Consider the following 11,861-nt stretch of genomic DNA (forward strand, 5'->3'; position numbering starts at 1 on the left):
AGCAGGAGCGCCTTCTCGGCGGGCCGGGACGAGGGCGTCCTCGGCGCCGACGACTGGACGGTGGCCCAGTGTCCGACATGCGAGTCCTCCCTGGAGGAGATGATGGACGACCTCTACCTTGGAGAAAACTCCCAGGACGCGGCGTACAGGTGGCGAAAACCCGGTTCGCTGGGCAGGGTGCTGGTCTACGGCGATTATGACGCGGACGGGGCGTCCTCCACGGCGCTGGCCCTCGAGCTTTGTCGCGGCAGGGCGAAGCAGGCGAGGTTTTTCATCCCGCACCGCCACGAGCACGGGTACGGACTTCACGAGCACATACTGGACAGGCTCGTCCAAGTAGGTTGGGACACCCTCATAGTCGTGGACTGCGGGACTAAGGACTACGACCTGCTCGAGAGGGTCGCCCGTTCCGGGATGAACGTCTTCGTCTTCGACCATCACCTGCCCGATCCGGAAAAACCCCTGCATTCCAGCGTAGTGAACCCTCACGCGGGAGGTGGCGACGGCGAGGGGGTTCGCGATGGACGCGCCCTCTGCGCCACCGGCGTCCTGTGGGCGTGGGCCTGGAAGCACGGGCTGCTGCCGAGGGAGAGGCTGCTCAAGATGCTGGATCTGGTCGCCCTCGCCACAATAGCCGACTGCATGCCCCTGACGCAGCTCAACCGGGCCCTCGTGCGCAGGGGGATGGACTCTCTGTCCCACTCCCCGCGACCGGGGCTCGCGAAGCTCTTCAACAGGCTGAGGATAGAGACTTCGGGCGGTGCCCTGAACGAGGAGACCCTCTCGATGAAAATCATCCCGTGCATCAACGCCGCGGGCAGGATGGAGGTCGCGGACACGGCGGTGGAGGTCCTGCTCGGCGCGGCCGGAATGGATGAATCAGTGGACATGTTGATATCGCTGAACAGGAAGAGGCAGTCTCTCTCCATGCAGATAACGGAGGACGCCGCCGAAAGGATGGTTGCCGGGGCCGCCAACGTGATACTCGGCGAGTCTTGGCCGGTAGGGGTGCTCAGCGGCGTGGCCAGCAGGATATGCAGCAGCACCGGGACACCCGTCGCTCTCGCGGCGCCCGTCAGAACGGGAATCCGGGGCACCCTGCGCGTGCCGGACGGCGGGGACGCCGTAGGGGTGCTTGAGTCCCTTTCCTCGATGCTGGATGCCTGGGGCGGGCACAGGTATGCTGCCGGATTCTCCGTATCCCGGGAGAACTGGAGCCTCGTGGAGCGGGATCTGCAGAGGGCGCTGGCCTCCATGAAGATAGAAGAGCCTACGGTCTCCGCGATCGCCATGGACCCGGGGAAGATATCGATAGACGACTGGAAGGAGGCCTGCAGGCTGGGCCCCTTCGGAAACGGCAACCCCTCTCCCCTGTTCTTCCTGCGTCGCGCAGGGGCGGAGCGCATGTTGCCGCTGGGGAGGGACGGAAAACACTTGCAGATAGAGGCGGCGGGGGTTCGCCTGCTGGCGTTCTACGGGGAGAGTGACAGGGAGGCGCTGGCTGGAGCCGACGGATGGGTTTACCGTCCACGGCTGGACTGCTGGCGCGGGGAGGAGAGACTTCAGTACATTGTGGACTTCGCGGTCGTATAGTACCCGTTCCCGCGGACGGCGAAGCCGGGGGAAAGAATGGACCCGGTAAAGCTCTCCGAGGGAAGAATAGAGAAGATGACTCGCCCGGAGCAGCCCGAGGGCGATCTCTCCGCCGTGCCCGAGTATTCTCGGACCCTTGACAGGAAGGCCTCGGGGAAGCTGCGGGACAGCTACATCGGCCGTATCCCGGAGGAGGAGCGGGCGATCTCCGTCAAGTTCGCCTGGCACGAGTTCTGGTCCAAGGTCGTGTCCTACCTCGACAAGGAGGAGCTGATGCAGCTGGGCGAGGCTCTGGTCATGGCCGGAGCTGCCCACAGGGAGCAGCGCCGCTCCACCGGGGATCCGTACATCGTCCACACGATAAACGTCGCGTCCATACTGGCCGACATGCAGCTCGACAGCGTCACCCTCACGGCAGCCCTGCTTCACGACGTGCTTGAGGACACGGAGGTCACCATGGACAAGCTCTCGGCCGCGTTCGGCCCGTCGGTGGCCACCCTCGTCGACGGGGTCACCAAGCTGGGCAAGCTTCCCTTCAAGACCTTCGAGGACTACCAGGCGGAAAACCTTCGCAAGATGTTTGTCGTCATGGCCAAGGACATACGGGTGGTCCTGATAAAGCTGGCCGACCGGCTGCACAACATGCGTACACTGGGAGCGCTGCGCAAGGACAAGCAGATGCGCATCGCCAGGGAGACGCTGGAGATCTACGCGCCGCTGGCTCATAGACTGGGAATATACCAGGTGAAGCGCGGCCTCGAAGACCTGGCCTTCAAGTACGCCGACCCTGAGATGTACTACGAGATAAGGCGCAGGGTCAGGAAGAAGCTCCCGGAGAGGGAGACTGTCATCAAGAAGGCCCTTGCGATCCTCTCCGCACGGCTCGAGGAGGAGGGGATCCGCTGCAAGGTCAAGGGGAGGGCCAAGCACTTCTACAGCATCTACGAGAAGATGAACCGTAAAAAGCTGCCCGTCGAGCAGCTCTACGACCTGCTCGCGCTCAGGGTGCTGGTCGAAGACATAGCCGCCTGCTACACCGTGCTGGGGATTGTGCACACGATATGGAAGCCCATTCCGGGCCAGTTCGACGACTACATAGCCAACCCCAAGACGAACATGTACCAGTCTCTGCACACCACGGTGGTCGGCCCCGACGGAGAGCAGCTCGAGGTGCAGATACGCACTTGGGAGATGAACTCCCTGGCCGAGTACGGAATAGCGGCTCACTGGCGCTACAAGGAGGGTGAGGGAAAGGGATCGCTCGACGACCTGGATGCCAAGCTGAACTGGATACGCCAGGCCATCGAGGCCGACCACGACGGCGCCGACCCGTCGGAGTTCCTGGAGCGCCTCAAGGACGACGTGCTGTCGAGCGACGTCTTCGTCTTCACGCCCCAGGGCGAGGTGGTCTCGCTGCCCAAGGGATCCACGCCGCTGGACTTTGCCTTTGCCATACACACGCAGGTGGGGACCAGGTGCGTCGGGGCGATGGTCAACAACCGCATCGTGGCCATGGGGTACGAGCTTCAGAACGGCGACATAGTAAAGATAATCACCTCCCCCCAGGGCACTCCGTCGCGCGACTGGCTGAAGATAGCGCGCAGCGGCAAGGCCAGGAGCAAGATCCGGGCCTGGTTCCGGGCCATCGAGAAGTCCGAGAGGATGGAGAAGACCCAGAGGGGCAGGGATCTGCTGGAGCGAGAGCTGAAGAGGCGGGGCACGCCCGAGTACGAGGACTTCGACGAGATCATCCAGATGTTGAACAGGCTGGCCCGCGACACGTCGTACTCGAATGGAGAAGAGCTGCTCGCTGCCATAGGGTCGGGACATCAAGGAGTGTCGCTCATAGCGCAGCGATTGGCCGAACAGACAGCCCGGGATGCCGCGCCCATCGTTCAGCCGCTGACAGCCCCGGAACCGGAGAGGCACGTCTCTTTCTCAGGAGGCAAGGGAGACTCCGACGTAGTGGTAGAGGGGGCGGAGGGAGTGCAGGTCTCGCTGGCCAAATGCTGCGAGCCGGTGCCCGGCGACCCGATAATGGGCTTCTCCACTAGGACCAGGGGGATCACGGTCCACAGGGCCGACTGTGAAAACGTGAAGAACGCCAGGGAGGAGAGGCGGGTGAACGTCTCCTGGGGCAATACTAAAAACCGCAAGTTCTCCGCCCGCCTGAAGGTGGAGGCAATCGACAGGAGCGGCCTCTTCGGGGACGTGGTCCAGGCCATAGCCGCCGGCGACGGCACGGTGACGGGGATAAAGGCCGGCGTCGTGGGAGGCAACATGGCGAGGATGAAGATGGAGCTGCGCGTCAAGGACCTTGAACACCTGTACAACATAGTGGCCAGGCTGAACTCGGTCAAGGGCATGATCCAGGTGACACGGGGGTGAAGATCGAAGATGAGAGCGGTGGTACAGAGAGTCTCCTCCGCCAGGGTGCTGGTGGAGGGGGAGACGAGCGGCTCGATCCCGGGGGGTTTGTGCGTCCTGCTGGCAGTCTCCGACTCCGACGGAGAGAAAGAGGTCGACTGGATGGCTGACAAGATCGTCAACCTGCGTATATTCCAGGACGACGAGGGCAAGATGAACAGGTCCCTGCTGGAGACGGGGGGAGACCTGCTGGCCGTGTCGCAGTTCACACTCTACGGGGACTGTCGCAAGGGGCGGCGTCCCTCGTTCGTCGGAGCGGGGGACCCGGAACATGCGGACAGGCTGTTCGAGAAGTTCAAGAAGGCCGTCGAAACCAGGGGTGTGCGCGTCGAGAGCGGCGTTTTCGGGGCGCACATGCTGGTCGAGATAGCAAACGACGGCCCGGTGACCCTGATAATAGACAGCTGATCCCGCACCCGGCGGGAGTGAAAGGACAAATGCCCTATGAACTACAGGAAGTTTCTTTTAGGACCTCTTCAGACCAACTCCTACCTGGTGTGGGACGACTCGGGCAACGGGTTCATGGTCGATCCGGCGGGCGACGCGACCGAGGTGTTCGAATTCGCCGGGGCCAAAGGCATTGCGATCGGAACAATTCTGCTTACACACGGACACCCCGACCACGTAGGCGGTCTGCACTCAGTGCTTGAAAGGGCCGAGGCCCGAGTCTACATCAGCGAGGGAGATGCGCAGATGCTTCGCTTCCCCGATCAGAGGACCATGCGCCGGCTGGGCTACGACTTCAAGGGCTTCGAAGATTATTCCGTCCTGCACGACGGGGACGTACTGTCGGTGGGGGGTATTACGGTAAGGGTGATAGGAACGCCCGGTCATACACCGGGCAGCGTCTGCTTTCTGGCCTCGCCGGGAGGTTCCGAGGAAATGGGAATCCTGTTGTCCGGGGACACCCTGTTCGCCGGCAGCGTGGGGCGCACCGACCTCTCCGGCGGCGACTCTGGCCAGCTGCGAAGGTCGTTGATGCTGCTCTCGTCCCTTCCAGATCATACTCCAGTACTGCCCGGTCACGGCCCATCGACTACAATAGGGACGGAGCGCAGGCACAACCCCTTCTGGCCGGAGGAGTGGGCGTGAGGCTCTCCTCACTTCCCGCCGAGGAGAGGCCGAGGGAGAGGCTTCGCCGGAGGGGAGCGGCGTCCCTGTCCGTCCCTGAGCTGCTCGCGATCCTGCTGAGGACCGGCAGCAGGGGGAAGGACGTGCTCGAGCTGTCCGCGGACGTGCTGGGCAAGTTTGGCGACCTGAGGGGATTGGCCAAGGCGTCGGACGAGGAGATGATGGAGCTCCCGGGACTGGGAGATGCAAAGGCATGCGTACTGCTGGCCGCGATGGAGCTCGCGAAGCGTCTCTCCTGCCAGCGGGACGAGACGACCGCCTCCGAGGGGTGGAGGGCGAGAGTGGAGAGGCTGGCGGGCGAGCTGGCCGACGAGGAGAGGGAGTTCATATTCGCCATACACACCAGGAGAAACGGCTCGGTGATCCAGGAGGACAGATTGTCCTTCGGGGGGGCGGAAGGGGCCTTTCTTGATGTAAAATATCTCCTCAGGAGGTGTGTGAGGCTCAACTCTCACGGACTGATCCTTGTGCACAATCATCCGGACGGGTCGCTCCAACCGAGCGTCGATGATATCAAGCTCACGGATTTCCTGTCTCGAAGGACGCAGATTCTGGGCATCGACCTGTTAGGGCATTTTGTCGTGGCGAACGGCGAGAGCAGACGCATCTCTCTGGCCGGGGAGCCTTGGAAAGCGGGGATGGATGCAGGTGTTTAAATTTTTTTCAGGTGTATTCGGAGGCGATATCGGAATAGACCTCGGGACCGCCAACATCATCGTGTACGTCAAGGGGAAGGGCGTGGTCATCAACGAGCCGTCGGCGGTGGCTATCCGCAAGCGTCCCAAGGGCGGCGCGACAGAGGTCATAGCGGTGGGCCGCGAGGCCAAGGCCATGGCGGGCAAGACCCCTGGAGGAGTTTTCACCATATGGCCAATGCAGGACGGGGTGATAGCCAACTTCGAGATGACGGAGGAGCTGATCAGGCACTGCCTGAGGAAGGCCAACGGCGGAAAGTCGTTCGTGTCTCATCCCAGGGTCGTCATCTCCGTGCCTGCGGAGGTCACCGAGGTGGAGCGGAAGGCCGTTATCGACGCCACTCTCGGTGCCGGCGCCAAGGAGGCCTACGTGATAGAGGAGCCGGTCGCCGCCGCCCTTGGCGTCGGCCTGCCGATACAGGAGCCCAGGGGGAGCATGATACTCGACATCGGCGGAGGCACGAGCGAGGCGGGTGTGCTGTCGCTTGGAGGAATAGTGGTGACCAACTCTCTCCGCGCCGCCGGCAAGGAGATGGACAACGCCATAGTTGCGATGCTTCGCCAGCGCTACGCCCTCCTCATCGGGGAGACGACCGCGGAGGAGGTCAAGATCGCAATCGGCTCCGCCCTCCCCCTGGACAAGGAGCTGGAGATGGCGGTGAAGGGGCGCGACCTGGCCGACGGCCTGCCGAAGGCCGACATAGTGACCTCCGTCGAGGTGCGAGAGGCGCTCGAGCCCATCCTCCTCAGGATCGAGGACATGGTGAAGGTCGCGCTCGAACAGACCCCCCCGGAGCTGGCCAAGGACATAGTCGACCAGGGGATCTTCCTTTCGGGCGGAGTGTCCCTGCTGCGCGGGCTTTCGGAGAGGCTCTCCAGGGCGATGAACACCCCCGTGGTGGTGGCGGAGGATGCGCTCTTCGCGGTCGCAAGGGGAGTGGGGAAGATCCTTGAGAACCTCGGGGACATGAGAAAGGTGCTCCTCTCCGTGGAGAAGGGTTCGAAGTAGCCTCCGTCCCCTGAAGTGCGGAGCGCCCCGTCATGACCGACAAGCGCAGCGAAAGAGAGTGGATTCACGGGCTTTTGGCCGTGGCCGCCAGCCTCCTGCTATTGGCTGCCGCTCCAAGGCGGGAGCTGTTCAGAGGTGCGGTTGACCTGGTAGGCGAGGCCCTTAGATATCCCGAGTACCCGGCAGTCCTCATCGAGAGAACGGCCAGGGAGTTCGCCGTGTGGTTCGTGGACAGGGGAGAACTGCAGGACCGCATGAACTCCCTGAGGGCGGAGAACGAGCGGCTCAGGCTGGTATGGTCGATGGAGACGGCCGAAGGCCTGAGGACCGAGCTTGACGGCTTCGCGCACTTCGCCCGAATCACGGTCAGGGAGCCTCTCTCCTGGTGGTCGGAGGTCAGGATCAACAAGGGATACAAGGATGGGGTCGTCGTCGGGGCGCCGGCTCTTCAGAACGGCTTCCTCGCCGGCAGGGTCGGCTCGGCGGAGGGACGTTACGCGTGGGTCGAGCTTCTGTCCTCCTCGACCCTCATGATTCCCGTGGTGGTGGAGGAGACCAGGGATCTGGGCGTGGTCGCGGGTGACGGGGAGGGGGGGGTGTGGCTGCTCTACATCCCCGAGAACAGGGTCCTGAGGGGTGGTCTGCACATAAGCACGGCCATGGTCAGCGAGGCCCTGCCGCCGGGCATCCCGCTGGGAGTTCTCTCCGACGAGCGGCGGGAGACGAACGACGGATACTCGGCGTGGCGCGTCCTGCCCGGCGCGTCCCTGTCCCAGCTCTACGCGCTCGAGATCCTGCACCCGTCCTCCTCGGAAGGGAAGGAAGACCCGTGATCTACCTGTTCTCCTGGTACATGCAGGATTTTCTGTGGATCCTGAGCTCCGGAAAAGTTCTAGTGCCGGAGGTCTTTCTGCTCACCCTCGTCTTCCTGTCTCTCTACAGCTCCGAGGACGGGGTGCGCACCGTATGGGCCGCGTTCCTGGGGGGGGTTTTATGGGACCTAAGGTGGACCGGTTTTCCGGGAATCACCTCGCTTTTCTACGTTACCACCATAATGGTTGTCCGCTGGCTGTGGTACTCGCTACCGGTGTCCGGAAGGACGATTTCCCTCTTCGGGCTGCTCCTTTGGGCCGCGAACATGCCTGTGGCCATCGGAAGGATCTACCTCTGGGGAGCCAGGGGACTGTCGATACTGCAGGCGTACCTCATCCAGCAGAGCCACATAGTGCCACTGGTCCTTCTGGGGTGCGCCGCCTACGCATGGAGGCTTAAGAACCGGGATGTCTGACCAGCGCTCTCTCATCAACCGCAGGCTCCTCTGCTGGAGATGGTTTCTACTCTTCATACTCCTCGTCCTAGTGGGATGGCTGTACTATTTCCAGATCGTGAAAGTCGACACCTACGTCCGCCTGGGCGCCAACAACAGGCTCAGGTTCATCCGCTACGCGCCCATAAGGGGCGAGATAGTCGACCGCAACGGGGTCCCGGTTGCCGCGAACGTAACGACATTCGACATAATGGGCTACCCGCTGGACATAGAGAAGGACGGTATGATAGAAAGGCTGTCCCTTCTGCTGATGCGCCACGGCATCCCCCTGACGGACCGGGACCTTTACAAGGAGATCAAACGGCAGTCGTGGGCCCCTTACAGGGTGGTCAGGGTGGTGTCGGGCATCACCCTCGCCCAGATGGCGGAGCTGGTTGCCGACCCGGAGTTCCCCAGGCAGCTCTTCCCCATCCCCGTGCTTAGGAGGACTTATCCGGCCGGGGGGGTCGCCGCGAACGTGACCGGGTTCGTCGGCGAGATCAGCGAGAGCGAGCTTCGCCTGCTGGAGAGCAAGGGGTACGTAGGTGGGGACCATATAGGAAAGTCGGGCATAGAGAAGCAGTACGAGGAGATACTTCGCGGAAAGCCGGGTGGGGAGTCCGTGGAGGTCGACTCCAAGGGGCGCAAGATCAGGAGGATCGACTCCTACCTCGCCGGGCGCGGAGAGGACCTTAAACTCACGCTCGACCTCGGTGCCCAGAGGCTCGCGACCGAACTGCTGAAGGACAGGCGCGGGGCGATGGTGGTGATGGACGTCCATGACGGGGACGTGCTGGTGCTGGTCTCCTCCCCGTCCTACGACAACAACCCCCTCTCGTGGGGAGTGTCGTCCACCGAGTGGAACGCCCTGCTCAACGACTCTCAGAAGCCCATGCTCGATAGGAGTATAGCAGGTCTGTATCCGCCAGCGTCGACCTTCAAGGCGCTCGTGGGGCTTGCGGCCCTGGCCGAGAAGGAGGTCTCCTCCTCCACTCTCTTCTCCTGCAGCGGCGCATTTCCCCTGGGGAACAGGGTCTTCCGCTGCTGGAGGCGGACGGGGCACGGGAGGATGAACCTGGTGACCGCGCTTCAGTATTCGTGCGACATATACTTCTACCAGGTGGGCCTTAAGGTCGGGATAACAAAACTGCTGAAATGGGCCGACATGCTGGGGCTTGGAAAGCCCACCGGGATCGACCTCCCGGGCGAGGCGTCCGGCGTGATCGCAGGCCCGGAGTGGAAGAAGGCGCGCCTGAAAGAGTCATGGTACAAGGGAGACACGGTGAACTACTCCATAGGACAGGGCTTTCTGCTGACGACCCCGCTGCAGCTGGCCACCCTGTACGCCGCCATCGCCAACGGCGGCAAGGTGGTCCGACCGAGGCTGGCGGAGAGGGCGCCGAAGCAGTCGGTTGACCTGAACATAGACCAGGAGCACCTAAAGATAATCCGCAAGGGGCTGGACTTCGTAGTCCGAAGGGGCACGGCCCAGCGGGCGGGGAGCTTCGGGATAACGGTGGCCGGAAAGACCGGCACCGCGCAGAATGCCCACGGGGCGGACCACGCTCTCTTCGTCGGGTACGCGCCGATGGACGACCCGAAATACGTGGGCGTGGCTATGCTGGAGGCGGGGCTTCACGGAGGGTCGGTGGCCTCACCCATGGTGGGAGAGATGCTCTCCTATCTCCTGGTTCCTTCGTCCAGGGTTAAGCAGCCCTGAGTTCTCTATTGACCGGGGCGTTTTGTACCTTTTTTCTACCAGCGGTCAGTTGCCGTTATAATGACTTCCGGAGGAGGAGATCGAGTGACGGAAAACATGCAATCCCTTGAGGGCCGGAACGGCTCGCCGGAAAGGGAAGAACGGTCCGGGATCGTGCTGAAGGGCGCGGGATACGGGGTCCGCATGATCCTGCCCGAGGAGATGTCCGACGAAGAGCTGTTCGATGAGCTTCTCCGCTTCTCCGGGGACGCCGCGCGCCTTGCCCGCGACATAGGAGTGGTCCTGGACCTGCAGGGGAGAAGCCTCGGACGTCCCTTTTTACTGAGGCTTCTATCCGAGTTCGTCTGGACGGGGGAGATCCGCGTCCTCTCATGGATGTCGTACAACGCCGATACGCTCGATCTTCTCAGGGCCTCCGGCTTCATCACCGAGGAGCCGGGGTCTGAGAGGCCCGAGCGCAGGACGGTCGGCACCGGGTCCTTGGTGCTGATGCAGTCGCTCAGGTCGGGCCAGAGGGTGGAGCACGACGGAGACGTGGTGCTCCTCGGGCATATGAACGAGGGGGCGGAGATCTGCTCCTCGGGCAACGTCTTCGTCCGCGGCAGGCTGAAAGGAGTGGTTCACGCGGGAATGCACGGAGGCCAGTTCTGCATCTCGGCAGGCCAGTTCGAGGCCAAGCAGCTTCGCCTCGGCGGAAAACTCTGCTCCACTCTGGGCAGCGACATGGAGTGGTGGGGCAAGTCCGTGGTCATCAGTCTTGAAAATGACTCCCTCGTAGTGAGGGAGCTGAAGTTATAACATCCGGGATTCGCCCGTGCGGGGCGAAAGAGATGGAAGGGGAGATCTGGCTGTGGATTCTCGTGTAATCGTAATAACCTCCGGAAAGGGAGGGGTGGGCAAGACCACCGCGACGTCCAATCTTTCGGTGGCCTTGGCTCGGTCCGGCCACAGGGTGGTGGCGGTCGACGGGGACATCGGACTCAGGAACCTCGACGTGGTAATGGGGTTGGAGAACAGGGTCGTCTATAACTTCATCGACGTCATGGAGGGCAACTGCCGATTGAACCAGGCCCTCGTCAGGGACAAGCGAGTCGACAACCTCTTCCTCCTCCCGGCCGCGCAGACGCGCACCAAGGACGCCGTCTCGGCGGAGCAGATGGAGCAGCTCTGCGATCTCCTCAGGGACGAGTTCGAGTACGTGCTGATCGACAGCCCGGCGGGCATAGAGAGCGGCTTCCGCAACGCGGTGGCCGGGGCTGACGAGGCCATAGTCATAGCGACGCCCGAGGTCTCATCGGTCCGGGACGCGGACAGAATCATCGGCCTGCTTGAGTCCATGGGCAAGGCCCCCATACGCCTTGTCGTAAACAGGCTGAGGGCCAACATGGTGCTGGAGGGAGAGATGCTTGACGTGACCGACGTGCTGGACATCCTCGCCATAGGCCTTGTCGGGGTCGTCCCGGAGGACGACAGCGTCGTCAAGTCGGCCAACCGGGGCGAACCGCTCACCTTTTCGGACAGCTCGCCCGCTGCCAAAGCCTTCCAGAGGATAGCGGCGCGTCTCACAGGACAGGAGATCCCCTTCCCGAAGTTCGAGGAGGAGAGCGGCAGGGGCCTGTTGGCCGGAATACGAAGGTTCTTCGGGATGAAAGACTGACGGAAAAGAGGTATTCATTATGGGCTTCTTCAAGAAACTATTCGGCTCGACAGGCTCGAAATCAATAGCGAAAGAGCGGCTCCAGATAGTACTGATCCATGACAGGTCGGACATCTCGCCCGAGATGCTGGATGGGCTTCGCAGGGACATGATCGCCGTGATAACCAGGTACATGGACATCGACACATCGCGCATAGAGATGGACTTCGACAGGGCGGACAGGTCTGTGGCCTTCGTCGCCAACATCCCTGTCATCAGGATAAAGCGCGGCGTCGTGCCGGCGAGGAACGGGGAGCTGCTGTAAATCGGTCGGCGAAGGCGGA

The 11,861-nt window shown here is 62.7% G+C and carries 12 protein-coding genes; all 12 read left to right on the top strand.

Features of this window, described 5'->3' with window-relative positions; all coding sequences use genetic code 11:
* Nucleotides 1–1,593 (top strand): single-stranded DNA exonuclease RecJ (locus tag GX181_06945; GenBank protein NLM71678.1); only part of this gene is annotated, 1,593 nt, incomplete at its 5' end.
* Between the two features lie 75 nt (nucleotides 1,594–1,668).
* Nucleotides 1,669–3,981: a bifunctional (p)ppGpp synthetase/guanosine-3',5'-bis(diphosphate) 3'-pyrophosphohydrolase gene (locus GX181_06950; protein ID NLM71679.1), complete on the top strand. Its 2,313-nt coding sequence runs from the start codon at nucleotides 1,669–1,671 to the stop codon at nucleotides 3,979–3,981.
* 9 nt (nucleotides 3,982–3,990) lie between these two features.
* On the top strand, nucleotides 3,991–4,428 hold the full coding sequence (locus GX181_06955; protein ID NLM71680.1) for a D-tyrosyl-tRNA(Tyr) deacylase: 438 nt from the start codon (nucleotides 3,991–3,993) through the stop codon (nucleotides 4,426–4,428).
* 36 nt (nucleotides 4,429–4,464) lie between these two features.
* On the top strand, nucleotides 4,465–5,112 hold the full coding sequence (locus tag GX181_06960) for an MBL fold metallo-hydrolase (protein ID NLM71681.1): 648 nt from the start codon (nucleotides 4,465–4,467) through the stop codon (nucleotides 5,110–5,112).
* Nucleotides 5,109–5,807, top strand: a complete 699-nt coding sequence (gene radC, locus GX181_06965; GenBank protein NLM71682.1) for a DNA repair protein RadC — start codon at nucleotides 5,109–5,111, stop codon at nucleotides 5,805–5,807. The genes GX181_06960 and radC overlap by 4 nt, the downstream gene beginning before the upstream one ends.
* Nucleotides 5,800–6,855: a rod shape-determining protein gene (locus GX181_06970; protein NLM71683.1), complete on the top strand. Its 1,056-nt coding sequence runs from the start codon at nucleotides 5,800–5,802 to the stop codon at nucleotides 6,853–6,855. The genes radC and GX181_06970 overlap by 8 nt, the downstream gene beginning before the upstream one ends.
* 32 nt (nucleotides 6,856–6,887) lie before the next feature.
* Complete coding sequence (locus GX181_06975; protein ID NLM71684.1) at nucleotides 6,888–7,688, top strand: rod shape-determining protein MreC; 801 nt, start codon at nucleotides 6,888–6,890, stop codon at nucleotides 7,686–7,688.
* Nucleotides 7,685–8,143, top strand: a complete 459-nt coding sequence (locus GX181_06980) for a hypothetical protein (protein NLM71685.1) — start codon at nucleotides 7,685–7,687, stop codon at nucleotides 8,141–8,143. Before GX181_06975 ends, GX181_06980 begins: the two co-directional genes overlap by 4 nt.
* The gene (gene mrdA / locus GX181_06985; GenBank protein ID NLM71686.1) at nucleotides 8,136–9,881 is read left to right on the top strand and encodes a penicillin-binding protein 2; all 1,746 of its coding nucleotides are present in this window, start codon (nucleotides 8,136–8,138) and stop codon (nucleotides 9,879–9,881) included. The genes GX181_06980 and mrdA overlap by 8 nt, the downstream gene beginning before the upstream one ends.
* An 84-nt stretch (nucleotides 9,882–9,965) precedes the next feature.
* Entirely contained in the window at nucleotides 9,966–10,679 is a 714-nt protein-coding gene (locus GX181_06990) for a septum site-determining protein MinC (GenBank protein ID NLM71687.1), read from the top strand.
* Between the two features lie 52 nt (nucleotides 10,680–10,731).
* Nucleotides 10,732–11,538, top strand: coding sequence for a septum site-determining protein MinD (minD, locus tag GX181_06995; protein ID NLM71688.1), 807 nt, complete (start codon nucleotides 10,732–10,734; stop codon nucleotides 11,536–11,538).
* Nucleotides 11,539–11,557: 19 nt separating this feature from the next.
* Nucleotides 11,558–11,842, top strand: a complete 285-nt coding sequence (minE, locus tag GX181_07000; protein NLM71689.1) for a cell division topological specificity factor MinE — start codon at nucleotides 11,558–11,560, stop codon at nucleotides 11,840–11,842.
* Nucleotides 11,843–11,861: the final 19 nt, after the last annotated feature.

It is taken from the genome of Synergistaceae bacterium, from assembly GCA_012521675.1.
Lineage (GTDB): Bacteria > Synergistota > Synergistia > Synergistales > Aminobacteriaceae > JAAYLU01.